The sequence below is a fragment of the Streptomyces sp. NPDC014733 genome, assembly GCF_043083385.1.
In the GTDB taxonomy this organism is placed as follows: domain Bacteria; phylum Actinomycetota; class Actinomycetes; order Streptomycetales; family Streptomycetaceae; genus Streptomyces.
The window spans coordinates 782154-806116 of record NZ_JBIBYO010000002.1 but is presented as its reverse complement, the minus strand read 5'-3'; the positions used below and the strand labels follow the sequence as shown (position 1 = coordinate 806116).

Genomic DNA, 23963 nt, shown 5'->3' with positions numbered 1-23963 from the left:
GCGGGCTCCGGTGCCTGCCGTGCGCGCGCGGGACCCGGGCACCTGTCCGGCACCGGGCGGGGCGAGGCTCGGACGGGTGTGGCAGCGACGGGCCGGGCGGGCGGCGAGGCCGGGCGCGGCAGCCGCGGAGTCGCCCCGCCGTGCCCGGTCCCGCCGCCCGTCCGGCCCTTTCGGTCAGGCGTCGCGGAAGGTCTCTCCCCTCTCCGCCTTCTCGACCAGCAGCGCGGGCGGTGCGAAGCGCTCGCCGTACGCCGCGGCCAGCTCCCGGGCGCGGGCCACGAAACCGGGCAGGCCACCCTCGTAACCGTTGATGTACTGGAGCACGCCGCCCGTCCAGCCGGGGAAGCCGATGCCGAGGAGGGAGCCGATGTTGGCGTCGGCGACCGAGGTCAGCACGGCTTCCTCCAAGCAGCGGACGGTGTCCAGCGCCTCGGAGAACAGCATCCGCTCCTGCATGTCGCGGAACGGGACGGCGGCGTCGGGCCGGGTGAAGTGCTCGCGCAGCCCGGGCCACAGGCCCGCGCGGCTGCCGTCCTCGGCGTAGTCGTAGAAACCGGCGCCGCCGCTGCGGCCGGTGCGGCCGAACTCGTCGACCATCCGGTCGACGACCGCGTCGGAGGGGTGCGGCGCCCAGGTGCCGCCGGCCGCCTCCGCGGCGCGCTGCGTCTCCCGGCGGATCTTGCGCGGCAGGGTCAGCGTCAGCTCGTCCATGAGGGAGAGCACCTTGGCCGGGTACCCGGCCTGGGCGGCGGCCTGTTCGACGGAGGCCGGGTCGAGACCCTCGCCGACCATCGCCACGCCCTCGTTGATGAACTGGCCGATGACCCGCGAGGTGAAGAAGCCCCGCGAGTCGTTGACCACGATCGGGGTCTTGCGGATCGTGCGGACCAGGTCGAAGGCGCGGGCCAGCGCCTCGTCTCCGGTGCGCTCCCCCTTGATGATCTCCACCAGCGGCATCTTGTCGACCGGCGAGAAGAAGTGCAGGCCGATGAAGTCGGCATCGCGCTGCACACCCTCGGCCAGCTGCGAGATCGGCAGCGTCGAGGTGTTGGAGCAGAGCAGCGCGTCGGGCGCCACGATGTGCTCGATCTCCTGGAAGACCTTGCGCTTGAGCGCGGCGTCCTCGAAGACCGCCTCGATCACGACGTCGCAGCCGGCGAGGTCCTGCGGGTCGGCGGTGGGGGTGATACGGGCGAGCAGCTCGTCCCGCTTGCGCTCGGTGGTGCGGCCCCGGGCCAGCGCCTTGGCGAGCAGCCCCTCGGAGTACGCCTTGCCCTTGGCGGCGGCCTCCGGCGAGACGTCCTTGAGGACGACCTGCAGCCCCGCCCGGGCACAGCTGTAGGCGATGCCCGCGCCCATCATCCCGGCGCCGAGGACGGCGACCTTCCCGACGGTGCGGGGCTCGATGTCCTTCGGGCGGCTGGCGCCGGAGTTGACGGCCTGGAGGTCGAAGAAGAACGCCTGGATCATGTTCTTCGAGATCTGGCCGGTGACCAGCTCGGTGAAGTACCGCGCCTCGATGGTCTGGGCGGTCTCGAAATCGACCTGGGAGCCCTCGACCGCGGCGGCGAGGATGTTGCGGGGCGCCGGGTAGGACGCGCCGTTGAGCTGCTTCTTGAGGTTGGCGGGGAACGCCGGGAGGTTGGCGGCGAACTTGGGCTGCGCGGGGGTGCCGCCCGGGATGCGGTACCCCTTGACATCCCAGGGCTGCTGGGATTCGGGGTGGGCGTCGATGAACGCGCGGGCCTTGGCGAGGAGTTCCTCGGGCGTGGCGGCGACATCGTGGATCAGCCCGGCGTCCCTGGCCCGTACGGCGTTGTACTGCGTGCCCTGGAGGAGGACCTTCAGCAGGGCGTCGGCGATGCCGAGGAGGCGGACGGTGCGGGTGACGCCGCCGCCCGCGGGCAGCAGGCCGAGGGTGACCTCCGGCAGGCCGATCTTGGTGGCGGGGGTGTCGAGGGCGATGCGGTGGTGGCAGGCGAGCGCGATCTCGTAGCCGCCGCCCAGGGCCGCGCCGTTGAGGGCGGCGACGACGGGCTTGCCGAGCGTCTCGATACGGCGCAGATCGCGCTTGATGCGCATGCCGGCGTCGAACGCCTGCTGGGCTCCTTCGGGGGTGACGGCGATCAGTTCGCGCAGGTCACCACCGGCGAAGAAGGTCTTCTTGGCGGAGGTGACGATGATGCCGCGGACGGTGTCCGCCTCGGCCTCCAGGCGGTCGGCGACCGCGCCGAGGGAGGTCTTGAAGGCATCGTTCATGGTGTTGGCGGACTGGCCGGGATCGTCCAGGACCAGGGTGACCACGCCGGTCTCGTCCTGCTCCCAGCGGATGGTCGACATCGCAGAGGTCTCGCTCACTGTGGATTCTCCGTAAGGGGTGGGACGGGCGGTCAGAGGCGCTCGATGACGGTGGCGATGCCCATGCCGCCGCCGACGCAGAGGGTGGCCAGGCCGTACCGCTTGTCCTGGCGCTCCAGTTCGTCGATGAGGGTGCCGACGAGCATGGCGCCGGTGGCGCCCAGCGGGTGGCCCATGGCGATGGCGCCGCCGTTGACGTTGATCTTGTCGAGGGAGAGCCCCATGTCGTCGGCGAAGCGCAGGACGACGGCGGCGAAGGCTTCGTTGATCTCGACGAGGTCGATGTCGTCGATGGTCAGTCCGGCCTTGGCGAGCGCCTTGCGGGCCGCGGGCGCGGGGCCGGTCAGCATGATCGTCGGGTCGGCGCCGGAGACCGCGGCGGCGGCGATCCGGGCGCGGGGCGTGAGGCCGTGGCGCTCGCCGACGGCGGCGTTGCCGATGGCGACCAGGGCGGAGCCGTCGACGATGCCGGAGGAGTTGCCCGCGTGGTGCACGTGGTCGATCTTCTCGACCCAGTGGTACTTCTGCAGCGCGACGGCGTCGAAACCGCCCGCGTCGCCGATCGTCGCGAAGGACGGCTTGAGACCGGCCAGCGACTCCGCGGTGGTGCCGGGGCGGAGGTGCTCGTCGCGGTCGAGGACGACCAGGCCGTTGCGGTCGCGCACCGGGACGACGGAGCGGTCGAAGCGGCCTTCCTTCCACGCCCGGGCGGCGCGTTCCTGGGAGAGCGCGGCGAAGGTGTCGACGTCGTGCCGGGTGAAGCCGCCGAGGGTGGCGATGAGGTCGGCGCCGACACCCTGCGGGACGAAGTCGGTCTCGAAGTTGGTCATCGGGTCCAGGTGCCAGGCGCCGCCGTCGGAGGCCATCGGCACCCGTGACATGGACTCGACGCCGCCGGCCAGCACCAGGTCCTCCCAGCCGGAGCGGACCTTGGCGGCGGCGAGGTTGACGGCTTCCAGGCCGGAGGCACAGAAGCGGTTCTCCTGGACTCCGGCCACGGTGTCGGGGAGTCCCGCGGCGATGGCCGCGATCTTGGCGATGTCGGCTCCCTGGTCGCCGATCGGGCTGACCACGCCGAGGACGATGTCGTCGATGGCGGCCGGGTCCAGCCCGGGGAAGCGGCGGCGCAGTTCGTGGATGAGACCGACGACGAGGTCGACGGGCTTGGTGCCGTGCAGGGCGCCGTTGGCCTTGCCGCGGCCGCGCGGGGTGCGGATCGCGTCGTACACGTACGCTTCGGTGCTCACGTCAAGCAGCCTTTCGGAAGAGGGAGAAGTCACGGCGGGGCGGGCCGGGCGGCGCCGGGTCAGCCGAGCAGGGAGCGGCCGATGATCTCTTTCATGATCTCCGTCGTCCCTCCGTAGATGGTCTGGATGCGGCCGTCGGTGTACGCCTTGGCCACCGGGAACTCGGCCATGTAGCCGTATCCGCCGTGGAGTTGCAGACAGCGGTCGGCGACGCGTTTGTGCAGTTCGGTGGCCCACCACTTGGCCATCGAGGCATGTACGGCGTCCAGCTCGCCGGCGGCGTGGTCGGCTGTGCAACGGTCCAGGAAGGCGCGGGTGACGGCGCATTCGGTGGCCATCTCGGCGATCTCGAAGCGGATGTGCTGGAGCCGGGCGAGGGGGCGGCCGAACGCCTCGCGCTCCTTGACGTACCGGGTGGTGATCTCCAACAGATGCTCGGCGCCCGCGATCGCGGCGACGGCGATGCCCATCCGCTCCTGTGCGAGGTGGGTCATCAGATGAAGGAAGGCGCCGTTCAGCTCGCCGAGGAGGTTCTCCTTGGGCACCCGGACGTCGTGGAAGAAGAGTTCCGCGGTGTCCTGGGCCTTCTGTCCGATCTTGTCGAGGTTGCGACCGCGCTCGAAGCCGTCCATGCCGCGCTCGACGACGAGCAGGCTCAGACCGTGGGCCCCGCCCTCGGGGGTGGTGCGGGCGACGACGATGACGAGGTCGGCGAGGATGCCGTTGGAGATGAAGGTCTTGGAACCGTTGAGGATCCAGTGGTCGCCGTGGTCGGTGGCGGAGGTGCGGATGCCCTGGAGGTCGGAGCCGGCGCCGGGCTCGGTCATCGCGATGGCGGTGATGATCTCGCCGCTGCAGAAGCCGGGCAGCCACCGGCGCTTCTGTTCGTCGGTGGCGAGGGTGGTGAGGTAAGGGCCGATGATGTCGTTGTGCAGTCCGACGGCGAGGCCCGGCGCTCCGGCGCGGGTGAACTCCTCGGCCAGCACGGCGCTGTAGCGGAAGTCGCTGTTGCCTCCGCCGCCGTACTCCTCGGGGACGGCCAGGCCCAGCAGGCCCTGCCGTCCGGCGGCCCGCCAGGCGTCCCGGCTGACGATGCCGTCCTGCTCCCACTGTGCGTAGTGCGGGGTGACCTCCTTGGCGAGGAAGGTGCGTACCGTCTCGCGGAAGGCTTCGTGGTCCGCGGTGAAGATCTGGCGCTTCATGGTGTGCTGGCCCTCCTGGGAGCCGGATTGCGGTGGGCGACGAAGGGGCGCGCGGCCGTCAGCGGGCCTCCCGCGTGCCGCTGCCGGGCTCCGGGGCGGGGTCCGTCGCGGTCGGTTCCGGGGTGGGCGGTCGAGCGTCCGGCGGGGCGGGGAGCAGCCCGGGGACGGCCCAGTCGCGGGCGATCTCCTCGGTGTCGGCGCCCGGTTGGGCGGGCGGGCGGCGGACGGCCGCGGGGGTGCGGGAGAACCGTGGCGCGGGGGCGGGCTGGGTGAGCCCTCCGTGGTCGAGGAAGGTGCCGCGGGCGGCCAGATGCGGGTGGTGGGGGGCCTCGCGGAGCGACAGCACCGGGGCGACGCAGGCGTCGGTGTCCTCGAAGACGGCGGTCCATTCGGCGCGGGTGCGGGATCTGAAGCGGGCGGCGATGGTGTCGCGCAGCGCGCCCCAGGAGGCGAGGTCGTCGCGTGCGGGCGCCTCTGCCTCGATGCCGAGCAGGCGGATGAACTCGGCGTAGAACCGCGGTTCCAGCGCGCCGACCGCCATGTGGCCGCCGTCCGCCGTCTCGTAGGTGCCGTAGAAGGGCGCGCCGCCGTCGAGGAGGTTGCTGCCGCGCCGGTCCTGCCAGCCGCCGCCGGCGAGCATGCCGTGGATCATCGAGGAGAGGTGGGCGGTGCCGTCGACGATGGCGGCGTCGACGACCTGCCCGCTGCCGCCGGGGGCGGTGGCGTGCCGGAGTGCGGCCAGGAGACCGATGACGAGGTAGAGCGAGCCGCCCGCGTAGTCGCCGAGAAGATTGGCGGGGACGGTGGGCGGGGCGTCGGGGGCGCCGATCATGCCGAGGGCGCCGGTGAGCGCGATGTAGGAGATGTCGTGTCCGGCAGTGTCGGCGAGCGGGCCCTGCTGGCCCCAGCCGGTCATCCGGCCGTAGACGAGCCGTGCGTTACGCGCCAGGCAGGCGTCCGGGCCGACGCCCAGGCGTTCGGCGACGCCGGGGCGGTACCCCTCGATGAGGATGTCGGCGCGCTCGGCCAGCTCCAGCACCCGCTCCGCGCCTTGGGGTGTCTTGAGGTCGATGACGACCGAACGTTTGTTGCGGTTGGTGAGGTCGTACGCCGGGTCGATGCCCAGTGCGGCGCCGCCGGGGCGGTCGACGCGTACGACGTCGGCGCCGAGGTCGGCGAGGGTCATGGCGGCGAAGGGGCAGGGGCCGATGCCTGCCAGCTCCACCACGCGCACCCCGCTGAGCGGGCCGTGGCCTGACTCCGTCATCACGCTCCTCGCGCACTGTGACACTTCTGATGTAACACTCGTGATGTTAAGAACGTGTTCCACTTTCCACAAGCCCCCTGGGCATCGCTTCCGCGCCCCTGGAACGGCAACGGCGGCGAGGCTCAACCGCCTTCGCCGCCACGGGTCTTGCGCGCTGCGCCGCGCGCCGCTATCCCCCGTCGAACCCGGCGATGGGCCACGGCAGGGCTATGCCGCGGTACGGCCCCGCCGCCCGGCCGCGCATCCACACTCCACGTGACTTCGCCATGCCGCCCTCCCCTTCCGTTCCGCCCGGCCCCGCCGGACGTGCCCGTCTCGCTGCGTTCCGGTCCTTCCGGCGCCTTCCGGGACGCTTCCGCCCCGCGTCGGCGCCCTCGTCCGACCTCGGCACCCACGCTAACGGCGACCACTGACAACGGCCGCGGAGCCGCTGTGCGGAGGCTCTCCCGGGAGGACAATGCAGGCATGTCTCACCTTCCTCTCGCCACGCCGCTGTTCGCCCTCCATCCGGGTCAGGGCCCGCGACAGTTCGCGGAGTTGGCGCTCGCGTTGCTGCTGTCGTCACTGATCGGGATGGAACGGGAGGCCCGGCAGAAGAGCGCCGGGCTACGGACCCATACGCTCGTCGGGGTCGGCAGTGCCCTCTTCATGGAGGTGTCGATCCACGGCTTCGGGGCGATGCTGGGCGTGGACGGCGTGGCGCTGGACCCTTCCCGCGTCGCCGCGCAGGTCGTCTCCGGCATCGGCTTCATCGGCGGCGGTCTGATCTTCGTGAAGAAGGACGCGGTCCGGGGCCTGACGACCGCCGCCACGATCTGGTTGACCTGCGCCATCGGTATGGCGTGTGGCGGCGGGCTGCCACTGCTGGCCCTCGGGGCGACGGCGGTGCACTTCCTGATCGTGCGCGGGTTCACGAAGGTGTCGGAGCGGATCGGCACCATGCCGTCGGCGGAACGGTTCGATCTGCGGCTGGCCTACCGCCCCCGGCGGGGGCTGCTGGGCGGGGTCCTGGAACTGTGCACCAGCAGCGACTTCGTCGTGTCCGACGTGCAGGTGGAGACCGGGCCTCCGGAGGGCGCCGTCTCCGCGGAGGTCCTGCTCCGGCTGGAAGGTACCGGGTCGGCGCTCGCCCTGGTGGAGGCGCTCGCCGACCTCGACGGGGTACGCGGGGTGCAACTGGGGCGGCAGGCGGACGCGACCGAGTGACGGCCGCCCCCCTCAGAGCAGTTCCGCCTCCTCCAGCAGACGGCGCACCGCATCGCGCGCGGCGCCGTCCAGCGGGATCTGCGGCGGCGCGGTGTCCGGGCAGCCGATGACGTCCAGGAGGTGCAGCGCCGCCTTGAGCGCCCCCAGGGCGGACGAGCCGCGCCCCATCGCCGTCGCGTCGCCGGCGTCGGTGAGCGCGAACAGCGCGGCGAGCCGGTCCTGTTCCGCGGCGGCGGCCCGCCAGTCCCCCGCGCGGGCGTGCTCGTAGAGTCGCACATAGGCCGCGGGGTCGACGTTGCCGAGCCCCGGGACGACGCCGTGCGCCCCGGCCAGCAGGGCTCCGTCGACGGAGAGTTCGCAGCCGGTGAGCACGGAGAACGGCCGGTCGAGAGCGGGCAGCCGCACCAGGAGGCGGCGCAGGGCGCCGGTGTTGCCGCTGCTGTCCTCGATCCCGTCCAGGACACCGTCCGCCGCCAGGTCGAGCACCGTGTCCACGGGGAGTTCGGCGGGGAGGGAGGCGGGGGCGTTGCAGGCGAAGAGCGGCAGGTCCACGGCGGCGCGGATGCGGCGGTAGTGGTCGGCGATCTCGGCCGGGTGGGTACGGGTGCAGAGGGGCGGGGTGGCCACGATGCCGTCGGCGCCCAGGGCCTGGGCGGTGCGGGCGTGGTCGAGGACGCGGCTGGTCGCCATGTCGAGGGCGCCGGCCAGTACGGGGAGCCGTCCGCGGGCCGCCGCGACGACGGTTTCGATGACGGTGCTGCGCCTGCCGTCCGACAGGCAGGCCGCCTCCCCGGTGGAGCCGAGCACGAACAGGGCGTTCACCCCGGCGTCGATGAGGCGCTCGGTCAGGGCGGCGAGTGAGTCGACGTCGACGCGACCGGACGCGGTGAGGGGCGTGCACACGGGCGGCACGACGCCCGTGAGTGGTGCGGGGAGGGGCATGCAGGTCCAGCCTTCTGCCGTACGGGGCCGGTGGCGCGGGTGCGCTGCGGGGCACACAGAGCGGTGGGGGCCCGTACCCATGCCGCCGTCCGGACATGGGACGTCCCATGTCATCGGTGAATGTGGACCAGGCCAGGCGGGGTGTCAAGACCGCGCGTCTCGGGGCACTTCCCCAACGGACGGGAAACAGAGGCCGGACTCCATGAGTACGGGGCCTCGCCAGGTCACCCGGAAGTGGCGGCCGTGCCCGCGAGTTCGGGGAAGACCGCCATATCTTCGGGCTCGCCGGGAAGAGGATTCCGGGCCCCTCGGGCGTCCCGCGGCCCCGCCGAACGGCCTGGCGGCTGGGCCGGAAATACGCCCCGGACGCGCCTGCCCCGGCCCAGCCTTGAGGGAGGCGGTTTCTCAGCCGGCGGCCAGGGCCCGGCGGCAGAGGGCGTCGGCCGCGCGGGTCGTCTCCGGGAGCCGGTACTTCGGCGCAAGCCGGAGCGTGTGTGCGCAGGCACCGTCGAGGCCGGTGCGGTGGCCCACGGAGACGAAGACGGGCTTGACGCCCTGTTGGGTGCGGACGGCCCGGCCCACCTCTTCCGTGGTGCCGTCGAGGTCGTCCAGGAGCGGCGAGGTCGCCCCGCGGCCGTCACCGGGGGCGTCGTAACGGAAGGTGAAGGGGTTCTTGGCGACGCCGATCGTGGGCAGGCCGGTCAGGACACCGAGGTGGCTGGCGAGGCCGAAGCGCCGCGGGTGCGCCCGGCCGTAGCCGTCGCACACCACCAGGCCGGGCGCCTGTGCAAGAGCGGCCAACGCGTCGACGACCGTCGGGATCTCCCGGAAGGCCAGCAGCCCCGGGACATAGGGGAAGGAGATCCGGCCGACCGCGGTGGCCTCGTCCACGACCTCCAGGGTGCGGGCGTCCAACGCGACGGCTGCGGCCGCGACGACGTCCCGCTCATCGTCGTACGCCACGTCGACACCGACGACGGTGCCCTCGAAGTCCGGCGGCGGGCCGGGCTCGTCGAGGCGTACATGACGCCGCAGCCGGTCCTGGACCGCGCGCGCCTCGGCCTCGTCGGTCGGCCAGTTCCGCAGTTCGTCATCGAGGGAGACGGGGCTGGTGGTGTCCATGATGACGCCACGGTACCGAACGGGCGGAGCAACGATCTCACCGCCGTCCGGACCGCCATGACCGGCGGTCCGGGTCGGCGTCCACGGGGTCAGCGCACCACCTCCGGGGCGGGCGCGGGGGCGGAGGGGCCGGTGGGCCAGCGGCCTCCGTTGCTCCAGTAGCTCTGGATGTCCTCCAGCGGGCGCCCCTTGGTCTCGGGTGCGGTGAAGGAGGCGAAGACCAGTGCGCCCAGCGCCAGTACGCCCAGCCCGGCGAAGGTCAAGGAGGCCCCGACCCAGGCCATCAGCGACGGGAAGAACTGCGCGATGAGGAGGTTGGCGACGAGATCGGCGGTGAGCATCACCGAGGCGCCGGTCGACCGGAGCTGTGCGGGGAACGCCTCGCTCGCGTAGACCCATATCAGCGAGCCGAAACCGAAGTTGAAGGCCGCGGTGAAGAGCAGAATCGCGCCGAAGCCGATCCAGGTCACGGCACCGTGCGGATCTCCCATGGCGAAGACGGTTGTGAGCACGGCGAGCATGACGACCATCGTGCCGATGCCGGTGAGCAGGACCACGCGGCGGCCCAGCCGGTCGATGATGAGTATCGCCAGCACGGTGGCGGCCAGCGAGGCGAGCTGGACGAACGAGGGCAGCAGGAAGTTCAGTCCGTTGCCGGTGAATCCCATCTGCGTGAAGATCTGCGGGCTGTAGTAGGTGACGGCGTTGATGCCGGTGATCTGGCAGAAGAAGCCGAGTCCGATGACGAAGACCGTGGCACGGACGTAGGGCTTGCGCAGCAGCGAGCGGGCGGAGCCGCCGCTCTCCGCGGTGAGCGCCGCACCGACCGCCGCCACCTCGGTGCGGGCGTCGACCTCCGGATCCGTCAGCGCCATGACCTCGACCGCGCGCTCGGTCCGGCCCTTGAGGACGTACCACCGGGGCGTGTCCGGAAGCCGGAACAGCGGAATCATGACCAGCGCCGCGGGGATCGCCGACGCCCCCAGCATCCAGCGCCAGTGACCACCGTCCGACAGGCCCCAGTTGACGAAGTACGTGATGACGATGCCGGTGACAGTCGCGACCTGGTAGGCGGCGACGGAGGCACCGCGGATGCGCGCGGGTGTCGATTCCGCGATGTACAGCGGGGCGGCGACGATCGATATGCCGATCGCGACCCCGAGCAAGAAGCGCACCGCGTCGAGCACGACGACATTGGGCGCGAGCGCGGAGAGCGTGACGAAGAGGGCGTACGAGCCCGCGACGATCAGCATCGCGGCCTTGCGGCCGAAGGCGTCCGCGAGCTTGCCTCCGAGGAGCGCACCCACGATGCAGCCACCCACGAGAATGCTGTTGACCAGGCCTTTTTCCGCCTCGGTGAGCTGGAAGTCCCGACTGAGGAACACCAGCGCGCCGGAGATACTGCCGGAGTCGTAGCCATAGATGACGCCGACGAAGGCCCCCGTCAGCGCGAAGAGCCGCCCCGTGCGGCGGGCCTTCCCGGGCGGTGGCGGCTGGGGCGTCCCGGAGAGCGTTGCAGTGGACATGGCGGGTCCTTCGCGCAGCGTGCCGACCTACTCATGACTGATCATGCAAGTATCGAAGTCCTTTCGCGCAACTGTCAACACTCCTCAGTGAACCTCGCCCGTCCGACATTCACCGCCCAAAAGGGCCAGTCGAGCGACATCACACCCCACACCCTTCGAACACTTCACTCGCACGAGGGATGGCCCGACCCACCCACCATGCGTAGAGTTGATTGCAACAGCCGAGAAGAACGCACTTTCACTCACTTTCCCGGCAGGCGATGAGTCGAGCAGTCCAATCCACCGTTCACGAAGGGTGTGCCATGAGCGAGACGTCCTACATGGAGCAGGAGCTGCGCAGTCAGCCGGAGACCTGGGCCGAGGCCGCCGGCATCGGCGCCGCGGGCGGCCCGCTGCCGGAGCCGGGCCGGCGGGTGGCGGTCGTCGGCTGCGGGACCTCCTGGTTCATGGCGCAGTCGTACGCCGCGCTCCGCGAGAGCTCCGGAGCCGGGGTCACCGACCCCTTCGCGGCCTCGGAGGCCTTTCTCGGTCATGCGCGCGACTACGACGCAGTGGTGGCGATCACCCGCTCCGGCACCACGACCGAGGTACTGCGCATCCTGGAGGCCGTCCAGGGGCGCATCCCGACAGTCACGATTCTGGGCGACCCGGACACCCCGGCGAAGGAACTCTCGGACGCGACCGTCACCCTTCCCTTCGCCGACGAACGCTCGGTGGTCCAGACCCGCTTCGCCACCACCGCCCTGACGTTGCTCCGCGCCCACCTGGGCGAGGACCTGACCGAGGCGATCAACGACGCGCATGACGCCCTCACCGCTCCGGTCGCACCGGAGTGGGTGGAAGCCGAGCAGTTCACCTTCCTGGGTACCGGATGGACCTACGGCCTGGCCAACGAAGCGGCCCTCAAAATGCGGGAGGCATCCCAGAGTTGGACGGAGTCCTACCCGGCGATGGAGTACCGCCACGGCCCGATCGCCATAGCCGCCCCCAACCGTGTGACCTGGCTCTTCGGCACCGCCCCGGCGGGCCTGGAGGCGGAGGTGACCCGCACCGGTGCCCGCTTCATCCGCCACGATCGCGACCCGCTCGCGGACCTGGTGCTGGTGCAGCGGGTGGCCCTGGAGCGGGCCCGCGCCCGGGGCCTGGACCCCGACAGTCCCCGCAGTCTCACCCGGTCCGTGATGCTCACCGTTCCGGCAGCCCGATAGGCAGCGCCCCACCCGACCTGTACACAAGGGAGTCAGCGTCCCATGCCTCTCGTTTCGACCTCCTCACTCATCGACGCCGCGCGGGTGAACGGCGTCGGCGCCGCGGCCTTCAACGTCATCCATCTGGAGACCGCCGAGGCGCTGGTCACCGCCGCCGAGCGCGCCGAGGCGCCACTCATCCTGCAGATCAGCGAGAACTGCATCCGGTACCACGGCAGTCTGCGCCCGATCGCTCTGGCCACCCTCGCGCTCGCTGAGGATTCATCCGCCGCCATCGCCGTCCATCTGGATCACCTCACCGACCCGGAATGGGTCCATGAGGGCGCGGCCGCCGGAGTGCGTTCCTTCATGGTGGACGCCTCGGCACTCCCCTACGACCAGAATGTCGCGACCACCGCCGCGCTCACCGCCTGGTGCCATGAGCTTGATGCCTTCGTCGAGGCGGAACTCGGCGAGGTCGGCGGGAAGGACGGCGTACACGCGCCCGGTGCGCGGACCGATCCGGACGAGGCACTGGCGTTCGTCGAGGCGACGGGCGTCGATGCGCTGGCGGTCGCCGTCGGCTCCTCCCATGCGATGCGGGAGCGGACAACGGTGCTGGACAAGGAGTTGATCTCCCGATTGCGGGAGACACTCCCGGTACCGCTGGTGCTGCATGGCTCATCCGGTGTGCCCGACGACGAGTTGCAGCGCGCCATCGCGGCCGGAATGACGAAGATCAACATCTCCACGCATCTGGTGTCGGTGTTCACCCGCTCCATACGGGAGACGCTGGGAGCCGATCCCCGGCTCATCGACTCGCGTAAGTACCTGAAGCCGGCCAGGGAGGAGGTGGCCAGGGAAGCCGCCAGATTGCTGGAGGTGGTGAACACGGCTCCCGACCTGCCCGAGCAGTACGTCGCGCAGGCGCCGGCGGCGCGGGGGTGAGCGACGGGAACGCGCAACCGCAGCGCGGCTAGGCTCGCCGCATGAAGCGCCATGAACGGATGAACGCACTGCTTGAGCTGCTCGGTGAACGGGGCCGGGTGGACGTCGAGGAGGCGGCGACCGCGCTGGAGGTCTCCGCCGCCACGATGCGGCGCGACATGGACGCACTCGCCGAGCAGCAGTTGCTGACCCGCACCCGGGGCGGGGCAGTGCTCAGCTCGGTGGCGTACGACCTGCCGATCCGCTACAAGCACGCGCATCGGTCCGAGGAGAAGGAGGCGGTGGCGCAGGCGGCGGCGCGGTTGGTCGAGCGCGGCGACGTGGTCGGTCTGAGCGGAGGCACCACCACCACGGCCATCGCCCGAGCGCTGGCCGTCCGCCCGGACTTCGCCGAAGCCGGTCCGCAACCCCATCTGACGATCGTCACCAACTCGCTCAACATCGCCAACGAGCTGGCGGTACGCCCCCAGATCAAGATCGTGCTGACCGGTGGCGTGGCGCACTCCCGCTCCTTCGAGCTGGTGGGCCCGTTCAGCGAATTGGTGCTCCAGCAGATCTCGGTGGATCTCGCGTTCATCGGCGCCAACGGGATGGACCCGGTGATGGGGGCGACGGTTCACGACGAGGCGGAGGCCCGGATCAACCATCTGATGGCCGAGCGGGCGCGGCGAGCGGTCGTCGTCGCCGACTCCTCGAAGATCGGCGAGCGCTGCTTCGCCCGGATCGGCGGGGCGGACGTGTTCGACACCTTCATCACGGACGGCGGCGCGCCAGAAGAGGCGCTACGGGAGTTCGCCGAACGCGGCCTGAAGGTCGTGACGGCGGGCACTGTCGACGCCGGGTGAGCTGCGGGGCCGGTGGCGGCCTGGTGGTGGGGGGCCAGGGTGGGGTGGGCCAGGTTCGCTCAGGACCGGGGTGGCCCGGCGGGAGGGGAGGGCGGGGCGGGGGGATGGTGCGGGGTTCCAGGTGGGCCGGTTGCCCGGTGTAGCCGGAATAGGGGCGGCGGGTGGCTGGAGCTGATAGCCGTTGTCGCGTGTGGAGAATGGAGAATGAGTGGACGAAGCGAGCTGAGCCCCGTTGGCGGGAGAAGTATCGCGGGCCTGATCCGGGGGAGAGTGTAGTGATGCGGAAGTTGCTGGTCACCGCGTTGGCCGCGGTGCTGTGCGGGGGCACGTTGAGCCTGACGACGGCGTCCGAGGCGGCCGCTGCCGGGCCGCCCGTGCAGTGCGTGAAGGTGCGGAAGTTCTACACGAAGGGCCATCAGCGGTATGTACGGCTGACGAATCTGTGCAGTCGGCGTCCGGCGTGTTACGTCATCGTGGTCCCGCATCATGCCGATCCTCGGGGGCGGCTCGCCAAAGGCGCGACGAAGAATGTGCGCTACGCCAAGACCAGTTCGGCGCGTGCTCTGTACGTGAAGAACGTGCGCTGCTGATCCGGGGAGCGGAGACCTGCGGCGGGCCGGGCGGATAGCCCACGCAGAGCGCCTGGTAGCCCGCCCGGGGCGCCTGGCCGGCTCGGAACCACAGGCCATCTGGTCAGCTGGACGGGCGGGGGGCTGCAGGAGTCGCCGGTGGGACGGCCTAGGCACTCCAGGCACCACTTCCGCCGCCCCTCAGATCTCAGCTACGCCTCGCCCCATATCCAGGCGTCCGGTCGGGATACGCGGTTCTGGTGCGGATGCACGCGTCTTGCCCGGCGGTACAGAGCCAGGCGCCCCGCTTCGCTTCCATCCGGCGGACGCCGTGCCGCCGCACGCACGCGCTCCCCTCACCTGTCAGGGGAGCTGAACGCGCCCTCCCCTGACAGGCAGGACAGCCGTACGGCCCGAGCACCTCGCACCACCACCCGCCTCCGGTCACCCGCCGCTCGCCGCTCGCCTCCCAGCAGGGGCTGAACACCGAACAGCAACGCATCAGCACCTGCACAATCAGCCACCCCGAGCCTGTCCTCCCTATTGGGCCGCGCCCGGCCGATACCCCAGGGCCGACCGATGGCTCGGCGCCGCCCACAGCAGCCGCCCTCCGCCTCCCAAAAGCCCCGGCCCGCCCCCGCCACCCCTACGTGATCCGCGGCATACCTTTTACGAGTAAAACACCTGTTAATCTTCTTGTATGGGTAAGCACGTCAAGGTGGGTGGGAAGCGTGGGGGCGGGGCGCTGTTGAGTGGGGTGCGGCCGTTGCCGGTGCGGAGTTCCGTGCGGTTGCGGCGGCCGGTGGACATCTGGCACAAGCCGGCGTTGAGCGCGGTGGTGGCGCTGGCGATCCCGGACTTCACGCTCCTCGCGCTGGGCCGGATGGACCTGGTGCTGTACACCTCGGCCGGGGCGATGTGCGCCCTCTACGGGCACGGTCTGCCGTATGCGGCGCGGGCCAGGACCCTGCCGTGGGTGGTGCTCGGCATGGTGGCGAGCCTGGGGGTGGCGCTGACGGCGGCGTCGTTGATCTCGTCGGCCGTGGTGCTGGTGGCGGTGGCCTCGGTGCTTGCCGCGGTGCACAAGGTGGTCTGCGATGCGACGCGGATCGGGCCGCCGGGGAATTTGATCTTCACCTTCATCGCGGCATCGGCGTTCTTCGTGCCGCAGCGGATCTCTGAGGTACCGCTCCACCTGGTGCTGGCGCTGGTGGCCGGAGCCGTGGCGTGGCTGGTCGGGATGGCGCCCGCCCTGGTACGGCCGCGGGGGCCGGAGCGGATCGCCACCGCTCGGGCGCTGGAGGCCGCGGCGGCGCAGCTGCGCGCCGAGGCGGCGGCCGGCGCCGAGGCGGCCGGGAGCGCCGTGGCGCGGGCGCGGCAGGCGACGGCGGCCGCGGTGAACGCCGCGTGGCACACGGTGTTCCTGGTTCCCGCGCGTACGCCTGCGAAGGCCGAGGCGCGGGCCGGTCTGGAGCGGCTGCTCATCCGGGCCGAGGCCGTGCTGAGCGGGGCGGCGGACGGGGAGGACGGTGCCGGCGCGCCCGTCGAGGCGGACCTGTTCGGGCAGTGGGCGCAGGAGGTCCGGGGCGGTGGGCCGCTTCCCGTGGTGGCGCTCACGCCGTCGCAGCAGGCGGAGCTGGCCGGCGTCGAGCTGGACCACCAGCAGGCGGAGCAGCGGGGCGCGTACCGAGTCGACCGGCCCCTCGTCTCCGCCGTGACCTGCGCTTCCCCTGACTACGGCCCGCGACGGCCGGCGCCCGGGCGGACGGGGGGATGGCGGACCTTGGGGGCCGCGTTCCGGAGCGGTTCGCCGTTGTTGCCGGTGGGGGTCCGGACCGCCGCGGGGTGTGCGCTGGCCGGGTGGGCGTCGATGGCGCTCGGGGTCGGGCATCCGTACTGGGCCGTCGTCACGGCGGCGTCGGTGTTCCAGGCGAACACGACGCTGTCCTGGCAGCGGGCGTTGCAGCGGTCGGTGGGGAATCTGCTGGGGCTGGTGGTGTTCGCCCTCCTGCTGCCCGTGATCCACACCGGTCATCTGGCGATGATCGCGCTGGCGCTGGTGTTCCAGTTCGGTGCGGAGGCGTGGATCACCCGGAACTACTGGCTGGGGTCGGTGTGCGTCACGCCCATGGCGTTGCTGCTGACGGAGTTCGGCAACCCGTTGCCGGCCCGGGTGCTCGTCGCCGACCGGTGGATCGACACGGTGGTGGGGGCCGCGCTGGGGCTGGTCTGCTGTGTGGTGGTCACCAATCGGCGGGCCGGTGACCGTATCGGCGCGGCGTTGGAGCGGACCGCTGCGGCGCAGCTCGCGGCCGGGCGGTTGCTCGCGGCGGACGCGGTCCCCGGCGCGGCGCACGCGCAGGAGACGGGCTGGGCGCGGGACCGGCTGGCAGGGGCGTTGGCCGAGTTGCGGGAGGCCGTCGAGGTGGCCTCGGGTGAGTGGTGGCAGCGGGCGTTGCCGGAGGAGCGGGTGGCCCGGGCCGAACAGCACGGTCACCGCACCCTGGCGCTGCTCGCGCGGCGCCTGTCCGGCACTGCGCCGTCCGTCCGCCCCGTGCCGGAACCGGCGGCCGCGGCAGGCACAATTGACGGCGTACGACGGTGATACGACGGTGAGCTGAACCGGGCCGACGCCGTACGAGGGCGAGAGGAGAGCCGGGTGGCCGAGGACATCGTCGCGGGGGTGCTGCGCCAGTGGCAGCAGGTGCACCCGGGGCTCGACACCGGCCCGATGGCGTTGATCGGGCGGCTCAACCGCTGTTCGGCGCTGTTGCAGCAGGCCGCCGACGCGCCGCTGCGGCGGGCCGGGCTGTCCCGCCCGGAGTTCGACATCCTGGGCACGCTGCGCCGGATGGACCGTGAGCTGACGCCGGGCCGGGTGGCGCGGGAGACGTTCGCGTCGGGCGCCGCGGTCACCAAGCGGCTGCGGCAGTTGGAGGCGCGCGGGCTGATCAGCCGCCGGGTGGACGACCGCGACCGCCGGGTCGCCCATCTCTCCCTCACCGACGAGGGCCGCGATCTGATCGACCGGATCCTGCCGGAACAGCTGGCGTACGAGGCGACGTTGCTCGGCGGGGTCGGTGAGCGCCGCCGCGACGAACTCTCCGAGGGGCTGGGCGAACTCCTCGTCGTCCTGGAAGGCCGCCTCGGCAGCCTGATGGATTGAGGGCGAGGTCCCGGGGCGCGGCAGACGTGTGGTGGCCGACGGTGACACATGCGGCCGTCGCGCCGTCCGCCGCCCCACCGTGGCCACCGCCCGCACGGTGACGGACCGGCCCCCGCCCCGCCCTACCGCTGCCGCTGCCGCTGCCGCTGCCGCTGCCGCGCGATCATTCCCCGCCCGGGGTGGCACCTCGGGCCGCGGTCACCCCGAGCAGTTCCACACCCACTTCGAGCCCGTCCAGTGCCAGCCGCAGCGGGAGGTGGACGACGGGCTGGGCGAGGCCGTGGGCTGCGTGAACGTGGGTGACGGGGTCGGCGTGGGTGTCGGGGTCGGTGTTTCCGTCGGGGTCGGCGTGGGGGTCGGGCTCGGGCTCGGTGAGGTCGTGGGCGTGGGCGTCGGACCCGGCGTCGTGGGGGTGCCGGACGGAGCCGTGGGGCCGGGTGTGGGCGGTGCGGTGGTGGGCGACGCGGACGGGGATTGCGACGCGGACGCGGACGGGGATTGTGACGGGGAGGGCGACGGTGCGGCCGGAGTACCCGGGGCGGGCGGTACCGCGGGCGGCGCCGGGGACGGCGCCTGCGGGCTGTGCGGCGGGGCGTCTGAGGAGGCCGGGGCGGCGGGCGTCCGCGGTGCGGCGGCTGCCGCCTGCGATCGGGCCTTCGGGGCGGGGGTGTCGTCGGTGAGGACGTATCCGGCGGCCATCGCGGCTCCGGCGACGGCGACGACCGCGACACCGGCGGCCGTCGCGGCGGCCGGGCCGGAGCGGATGCGCAGCAGTCGGCGCAGCGCACCGAGGACGCTGCCGGGGGCCGGGGTGGTGCCGGACGCGGCGGCGGCCGCTCCCGCACCGGCTCCGGCGCCGAGCAGCGGGAGCAGGAACTTCGCCGAGCCGCCGGCCAGGAACACCAGCAGTGCGGGGCCGGTGAGCGCGGGCAGGCGGTGGTTGGCGCGGGTGAGGAGGGCGAGCCGGTCGCGGCAGTCGGCGCAGTCCGGGAGGTGTGTGGCGATGCCGTCGGCCTGCCGGGCGGTGGCCTCGCCGCGCAGGTAGGCGGGCATCCGTTCCCAGTGGGTGCCGCAGGCGTCCGCCTCGGGGCTGCCGGGCAGTCCGCGCAGGAACGCCTGGCGCATGCCTTCCCTGGCGCGGTGGAGGAGGACGGCGGTGGCGCCCTTGCCCGCGCCGATGGCCTTGCCGACGGCTTCCAGCGGCTGGCCTTCGGCCTCGGCGAGCCAGAGCGCCTTCACCCAGCGGTGCGGGAGTTGGTCGAGGACGCGGGCGAGCTGGTCGACGTAGGCGACGCGCTGTGCGGGGTCCTCCGGCGGGGTGGCGCCGCCGACGGTGACGGTCTCGGGCCAGGCCTGGCCGTCCTCGGGGTCGCGGGGGACCTCGCGGGCGGCGTCCGATCCGGCGCTGGAGGCGAGGTGGCGGATGGTGGTCCGCAGATAGGCCGGGACGTTGTCGATGTGGTGGCCGCCGTTGATGCGGCGCCAGACGCGGAAGTGCGCCTCGGCGACGACGTCTTCGGCGAGCCAGGCGTTGGCGATCAGCGAGCGGGCGTAGCCGACCAGGCGCGGATGCTCCTGGGCGTACAGCTCGGTGTAGACGTCCACGGCGGAGGCGCCGGGTTCCTCGGGGGCGCCGGCCTGTGCGGGAACCGACACCGTGGGGGTGAGCCGGTCCTCGGGCCACGCGGGGTCCGCGGGGGCTTCAGACATGGGGGGCAACCTTCGGAGTTCGCCCCGGGGCGTGCGGTGGTGGCCGCGCGTTCCGGGGAGGGTCGGTCCGGGAGCTGGCCCGGAGGAGTTCGTCCACCTAGGAGCCTTGATTCTCCCATCTGTCGGGCCATGACCGGCACGTGGCTTTGGTGAAAGGCGTCACGGCGCGCTCCCGTGCGCCCCGTGTGAGGCGCGGCGCCCCGCCCGAAAGCGATAAGTATGGGTAATTCAGAGTGGATAAGGGTAGGTAGGGGAATTCGCGTGTTCAGTGCGGGCCGGGAGGCGCTCGCCCCGGAGGCCGCGTATCGACTTGACGCACCATCAGGGCGTTCGGTGGGCACCAAGCCCCCGTTGGCCGCCGTTGGTCACTCCCCCGCCTCCGCCGCCGCCTCGAAGAGTTGTCCCAGATGGAGATCGAGCAGGCGCAGCGCCTGTTCCCGGGTGTGGACCTCCAGGAGGAGGTAGGTGGAGAGGCCGTCGACGAGGCTGATGAGGAGCATCGCCTCGTCGTCCGTGGCGCGGGCGGGCGGGAGTTCACCGCGGTCGGCGGCGCGGCGGAGTTGCCCGGCGAAGAAGTCACGGAGGCGGGGGATGCCGTTCTTGGCCTCGGCGCGCAGGTCGGCGTCGTGGACGGCGCGGACGAAGTAGGCGGCGCCGACGAGGGCACCGGTGCGACTGCGGTCATCCAGCGGCAACATGCCGACCAGGCAGGTCCGGAGGACGTCGCGTGGGGTGGGCTCGCCGTCCAGGGCCTCGATGCGGTCGCGGATGCGGCGGTCGGCGAGGGCGTTGATGTGGCGGAGGGCGAAAGCCAGCATGTCGTCCTTGGTGCGGAAGTAGTGCTGCAACCGCCCGAGGGAGATGCCGGCTTCGGCGGCGACGTCGCGCAGTCCGGCGCCGCCCAGGCCGCGGGTGCTCGCGATCCGCCAGAGCGCCTCCGCGATCTCGCGTCGTCTGGCCTCGTGATCGACCTTCTTGGGCACGCCCTGCCTTCCGCCGTCGGGCCGGTCCCGGCCGACCCGTTTTTACAAGTCACTCGTACGGTATAACGTGACCGCGTCCAATACAGTTGACTTGCCAACGGGGGATCGCCATGCCCGGATCCGGAACCGCACCACCCCTTCCCGCCGTGCCGGCGCTGCGGCCGCCACGGCACCGCGTCGATCCGCGGGCGCGCCGCTGGTGGACGGTGCGGGCGCTGCTGACGGTGGGCGGCCCGGTGCTGCTGACCGCGGTGGCGCTCACGGTCTGCGCCCTGCTCTTCTTCCCGGGGGCGCTGCCGTGGCTGGGCCCCCTGCTGGCGGCAGCCGTCGCCCCGGCGCTCACCTTCGCCGCGCTGATGCCGCGGGTGCGGTACGCGGTGCACGCCTGGGAGTTGGGGGAGCGGGCGGTGTACGCGTCCGACGGCTGGTACCGGCAGCGGCGGCGGATCGCGCCGCTGTCGCGGGTGCAGACGGTCGACACCGTCCGGGGCCCGCTGGAGCGCCGGTTCGGGCTGGCGACGGTCACCGTCACCACCGCCTCGACCGCGGGCGACATCAGGATCCGCGGGCTGTCCGCGGCGGGGGCGGACGAGCTGGCGCGGCGGATCGGCGCGGCGGCACAGCTGGTTCCGGGGGATGCGGCATGACGCGCCCCACTCCCCCGGCCCGGGGCGGCGGGTGGCGCCGCACCCATCCGCGCACCCTCCTGGTGCACGCCACCTGGCCGCTGCCGCCGCTGGCCTCCCTCGCGGCGGCGGCCGTGGTCACCGGTGGGCGGATCCCGCCCGGCACCTGGATCGCGCTGGCCGCGCTCACCGTGTCGTTCGCCGTGGTCACCGCGGTGGGCGCGGTGCGGTGGGCGCGCACGGAGTTCCGGGTCACCGGCGCCGCGCTGGAGGTGCGGACGGGGGTGGTGACCCGGCGGCTGCACACCGTGCCGCTGGAGCGGATCCGTACCGTCGATCTCACCGCGACGCCCCTCCACCGGGTGCTGCGGCTCACCGCGTTGCGGGCCGGGACCGCGGGCGACGGGAGCGGCGTGCCGGCGCTGGACGCACTGCCGGTCGCCGAGGCCCGGCAGGTGCGGGGCGCGCTGCTCGCCCGGGCCTCGTCCGGGGCGGGGGCGGACGATCCGGTGCTGGCGCGCTTCTCGCCGCGCTGGTTGCGGTATGCGCCGCTGACGTTCTGGGTGGTCGGCGGGGTGCTGATCGCGGCCGGTACGGTCCACCGCGTGCTGCACGGCATGGGCGTCGACTTCTGGGAACTGGACGTCGTCCGGCGGGCGTTCGCGGCGTTCGGCACGGTGTCGCCGTGGCTGACGGTCCCCGCGGCGCTGCTCGTGCTGCTGGTCGCCGGGGCGGTCGGGGCGGTCGCGCTGTACGCGGAGAACTGGTGGGGTCTCCGCCTGGAGTGGGCCGACGGTGCGACGCTGCGGGTGCGGCGCGGCCTGTTCACCACGCGTACGGTCACGATCGACCGGGCCCGGCTGCGCGGGGTGCTGCTCCGGGAGCCGTTGCTGCTGCGAGCGGGCGGCGGGGCGTCGGTGCGGGCGGTGGCCGGCGGGCTCGGTGACCGCGACGAGAACCGCGCGCGCAGCGGACTGCTGCCGCCCGCGCCACGGGCGCTGGCGGTGCGGGTGGCCGGCGGGGCGCTGGGCGCGCCGTTCCCCGACGCTCCGCTGCCGGGGCGGGGCGTCCCGGGCACGCTGCTGCGCCATCCCCGGGCGGCGCTGCGCAGGCGGCGGCTGCGGGGGCTGGGGTGGGTGACGCTGCCGGGCACGGCGGCCCTGGCCGGCTGCGGGGTGACCTTCGCGCCGGCGCTGCTCGTGTGGGCGGGGGCGTACGCGGTGGTGTCGGCGGCGGCGGTGTGGTGGGCGGCGCGGGAGGCGTACCGGGCGCTCGGGCACGGGCTGTGCGGCGGCTCTCTCGTGGTGCGGTCGGGCGTGTTCAGCCGGGACACGCTGGCGTTGGAGCGGTCGGCGGTCGCGGCGTGGACGTTCTCCAGCACCCCGTTCGGCCGCCGGGCCGGGCTGACGACGCTGACCGCCGCGTTCGCCGCGGGCGAGGGGCGGCACCGGATCCCGGATCTGGCGGCGGCGCGGGCGCCGGGTTTCGCCGCGGCCGCCGCGCCGGGCATCGTCGAGGAGTTCCTGGTGGGGACGGCGGGAACGGGAGACCGCTGAGGGGCGGGACCGCGGCGAACCCCGGCGGCTACCCGCTTCTCCCCCGCCGATGCGCGCCATGACACAGATCACACCCCTTGTGCGTGCACGACCGGGGCCCGTCGTTCGTCCTAAGGGATGAGCGATGCCGTGAACCGACAGTTGTGAGGAGCCGCCGCGATGCCCGCCGCCATCGACCACGCCGTCCAGGTCCGCCTCCTCGCGACGGCCCCCGGGCCGCACACGGTCCCCGCCGTGCTGCGGTACCACCCCCGCGATCCGCTGGCGGTGCGGATGTCGTTCCCGCCGGAGATCTCCCTCGACGGGGCCGCGGTGGACTGGGCGTTCGCGCGGGAGCTGCTGGCCGAGGGCGTGCACTCCCCCGTCGGCCGGGGCGATGTGCGGGTGCGGCCGGCCGGTCCGGAGCGCACGGTCATGGAGTTCCACGCCGACGAGGGCGTGGCGATGGTGCAGCTGCGCACGACGGATGTACGGCGCTTCCTGGCCCGGTCGTACGCGGCGGTCCCGGCCGGTCAGGAGCCGACCCACCTCGATGTCGACCGTGGTCTGGCCGCACTCTTCGGCGCGGCCTGAGCGCCCGGCTTCCGCTCCCCCACGCGTCCCCGGCGGGCACCGTTCCGTGCCCGCCGGGGACGCCGTGTCAGTGCTGGGGGAAGCCGAAGCCGTAGCCCTGCTGCCGCAGCCACGGCAGCAGGTGGTCCAGCGCCTCGACGGTGCGGGAGCGGTCGCCGCCGCCGTCGTGGAAGAGGACGGTCGGACCGTTCGTCAGCTCGCTGCGGACTCTCGCCTCGATGGTGGCGACGGAGCCGCCCTCGAAGTCCTTGCTGTCGATGTTCCAGCCCAGCGGACGCATCCCGTGCTCGGCCGCGAGGGTACGGCTGTAGGGCGTGAACGCGCCGCCGGGCGCCCGGTAGTAGCGCACCGGCACGCCCGCGGCCTTCTCGATCATCTGCTGGGCGGGGAGGATCTGGTCCGACTGGTAGCGCTCGGGCCGGTGGTCCATACCGGTGTCGTGGCTGATGGTGTGGTCGCAGAGCCGGTGGCCGGCGGCGACGACCCGGCGGACGAGGTCGGGGTGGGCCGCGGCCTGCGGTCCGATCATGCAGAACACCGCCTTGACGTGGTGGCGTTCGAGGACGTCGAGGACCCTCGGGGTCCACACCGGGTCCGGGCCGTCGTCGATGGTGATGTTGAGGCTGCGGCCGGGGCGGTCGGAGGCGTGCACGATCGACGGGTCCACCGGGCGCTCGGTCGGGCGGTGCTCGGCCGACTGCGTCGCCTCGGGGGTGTCCGCCTCCGCGCTGCTGGGGCCGCCGGGCCAGGTCAGGGCGAGTGCCCCGGCGGCGCCGAGCGCCACCACCGTCGCGGTGACCGTCTTGAGAATGCCGCGCCCGCTCCCGAAGCGCCCCGCCCTGTTCATGCCGTCCCTCGCACCGTTTCGTGGGTCTGTCCGTGGTCTCGTACGGTCCGGGCGATTTCTGACTTCCGGCCGCACCCTCACAG

20 protein-coding genes are annotated in these 23963 nt (G+C 72.8%); 10 read left to right on the top strand and 10 right to left on the bottom strand.

The features are described 5' to 3' along the window. Positions 1–174 precede the first annotated feature (174 nt). From ACF1BH_RS08025 to ACF1BH_RS08010, 4 genes are read right to left on the bottom strand one after another with little or no spacing between them, the layout of a single operon-like run. Positions 175–2340 carry a 3-hydroxyacyl-CoA dehydrogenase NAD-binding domain-containing protein gene (locus ACF1BH_RS08025; RefSeq protein WP_391641625.1) on the bottom strand — a complete coding sequence of 722 codons (2166 nt, stop codon included), beginning with the start codon at positions 2338–2340 and terminating at the stop codon, positions 175–177. A gap of 50 nt (positions 2341–2390) precedes the next feature. Beyond that, positions 2391–3605, bottom strand: a complete 1215-nt coding sequence (locus ACF1BH_RS08020) for an acetyl-CoA C-acetyltransferase (RefSeq protein WP_391641562.1) — start codon at positions 3603–3605, stop codon at positions 2391–2393. A 59-nt stretch (positions 3606–3664) separates the two neighbouring features. After that, a complete protein-coding gene (locus tag ACF1BH_RS08015; RefSeq protein WP_391641561.1) occupies positions 3665–4807 on the bottom strand; it encodes an acyl-CoA dehydrogenase family protein in 1143 nt (380 codons plus the stop codon). Positions 4808–4865: 58 nt separating this feature from the next. Then, positions 4866–6074, bottom strand: coding sequence for a CoA transferase (locus tag ACF1BH_RS08010; RefSeq protein ID WP_391641560.1), 1209 nt, complete (start codon positions 6072–6074; stop codon positions 4866–4868). Between the two features lie 465 nt (positions 6075–6539). On the opposite strand from ACF1BH_RS08010, the gene ACF1BH_RS08005 reads away from it, so the two are divergent. Next, positions 6540–7280 carry an MgtC/SapB family protein gene (locus tag ACF1BH_RS08005; protein WP_391641559.1) on the top strand — a complete coding sequence of 247 codons (741 nt, stop codon included), beginning with the start codon at positions 6540–6542 and terminating at the stop codon, positions 7278–7280. A 12-nt stretch (positions 7281–7292) separates the two neighbouring features. On the opposite strand, the gene ACF1BH_RS08000 is transcribed toward ACF1BH_RS08005, so the two are convergent. The 3 genes from ACF1BH_RS08000 to ACF1BH_RS07990 all read right to left on the bottom strand — a co-directional run bounded on the left by ACF1BH_RS08000 (position 7293) and on the right by ACF1BH_RS07990 (position 10870). After that, the gene (locus tag ACF1BH_RS08000; protein ID WP_391641558.1) at positions 7293–8222 is read right to left on the bottom strand and encodes a dihydrodipicolinate synthase family protein; all 930 of its coding nucleotides are present in this window, start codon (positions 8220–8222) and stop codon (positions 7293–7295) included. 405 nt (positions 8223–8627) lie between these two features. Further along, positions 8628–9344: an endonuclease V gene (locus ACF1BH_RS07995; protein ID WP_391641557.1), complete on the bottom strand. Its 717-nt coding sequence runs from the start codon at positions 9342–9344 to the stop codon at positions 8628–8630. Positions 9345–9433: 89 nt separating this feature from the next. Next, the gene (locus ACF1BH_RS07990; protein WP_391641556.1) at positions 9434–10870 is read right to left on the bottom strand and encodes a sugar porter family MFS transporter; all 1437 of its coding nucleotides are present in this window, start codon (positions 10868–10870) and stop codon (positions 9434–9436) included. Between the two features lie 302 nt (positions 10871–11172). Between ACF1BH_RS07990 and ACF1BH_RS07985 the strand changes: the two genes are divergently transcribed. From ACF1BH_RS07985 to ACF1BH_RS07960, 6 genes are all read left to right on the top strand, one after another. Continuing rightward, positions 11173–12078, top strand: a complete 906-nt coding sequence (locus ACF1BH_RS07985) for an SIS domain-containing protein (RefSeq protein ID WP_391641555.1) — start codon at positions 11173–11175, stop codon at positions 12076–12078. A gap of 42 nt (positions 12079–12120) precedes the next feature. Next, entirely contained in the window at positions 12121–13005 is an 885-nt protein-coding gene (locus ACF1BH_RS07980) for a ketose-bisphosphate aldolase (RefSeq protein ID WP_391641554.1), read from the top strand. A gap of 41 nt (positions 13006–13046) precedes the next feature. Continuing rightward, positions 13047–13850 carry a DeoR/GlpR family DNA-binding transcription regulator gene (locus ACF1BH_RS07975; protein ID WP_391641553.1) on the top strand — a complete coding sequence of 268 codons (804 nt, stop codon included), beginning with the start codon at positions 13047–13049 and terminating at the stop codon, positions 13848–13850. 278 nt (positions 13851–14128) lie between these two features. After that, on the top strand, positions 14129–14440 hold the full coding sequence (locus ACF1BH_RS07970) for a hypothetical protein (protein WP_391641552.1): 312 nt from the start codon (positions 14129–14131) through the stop codon (positions 14438–14440). 679 nt (positions 14441–15119) lie between these two features. Next, a complete protein-coding gene (locus ACF1BH_RS07965; RefSeq protein ID WP_391641551.1) occupies positions 15120–17024 on the top strand; it encodes an FUSC family protein in 1905 nt (634 codons plus the stop codon). Positions 17025–17078: 54 nt separating this feature from the next. After that, on the top strand, positions 17079–17585 hold the full coding sequence (locus tag ACF1BH_RS07960) for a MarR family winged helix-turn-helix transcriptional regulator (protein ID WP_391641550.1): 507 nt from the start codon (positions 17079–17081) through the stop codon (positions 17583–17585). A gap of 198 nt (positions 17586–17783) precedes the next feature. On the opposite strand, the gene ACF1BH_RS07955 is transcribed toward ACF1BH_RS07960, so the two are convergent. Together ACF1BH_RS07955 and ACF1BH_RS07950 are read right to left on the bottom strand one after the other, a co-directional pair. Beyond that, complete coding sequence (locus ACF1BH_RS07955; protein ID WP_391641549.1) at positions 17784–19295, bottom strand: sigma factor; 1512 nt, start codon at positions 19293–19295, stop codon at positions 17784–17786. Between the two features lie 365 nt (positions 19296–19660). Beyond that, the gene (locus ACF1BH_RS07950; RefSeq protein ID WP_391641548.1) at positions 19661–20278 is read right to left on the bottom strand and encodes a TetR/AcrR family transcriptional regulator; all 618 of its coding nucleotides are present in this window, start codon (positions 20276–20278) and stop codon (positions 19661–19663) included. A gap of 110 nt (positions 20279–20388) precedes the next feature. On the opposite strand from ACF1BH_RS07950, the gene ACF1BH_RS07945 reads away from it, so the two are divergent. From ACF1BH_RS07945 to ACF1BH_RS07935, 3 genes are all read left to right on the top strand, one after another. Further along, a complete protein-coding gene (locus ACF1BH_RS07945; RefSeq protein WP_391641547.1) occupies positions 20389–20925 on the top strand; it encodes a PH domain-containing protein in 537 nt (178 codons plus the stop codon). Beyond that, on the top strand, positions 20922–22460 hold the full coding sequence (locus tag ACF1BH_RS07940; protein ID WP_391641546.1) for a PH domain-containing protein: 1539 nt from the start codon (positions 20922–20924) through the stop codon (positions 22458–22460). Before ACF1BH_RS07945 ends, ACF1BH_RS07940 begins: the two co-directional genes overlap by 4 nt. A 159-nt stretch (positions 22461–22619) precedes the next feature. Further along, positions 22620–23033, top strand: coding sequence for an SsgA family sporulation/cell division regulator (locus ACF1BH_RS07935; protein ID WP_391641545.1), 414 nt, complete (start codon positions 22620–22622; stop codon positions 23031–23033). Positions 23034–23100: 67 nt separating this feature from the next. On the opposite strand, the gene ACF1BH_RS07930 is transcribed toward ACF1BH_RS07935, so the two are convergent. After that, positions 23101–23880, bottom strand: coding sequence for a polysaccharide deacetylase family protein (locus ACF1BH_RS07930; RefSeq protein WP_391641544.1), 780 nt, complete (start codon positions 23878–23880; stop codon positions 23101–23103). Between the last annotated feature and the right edge of the window lie 83 nt (positions 23881–23963).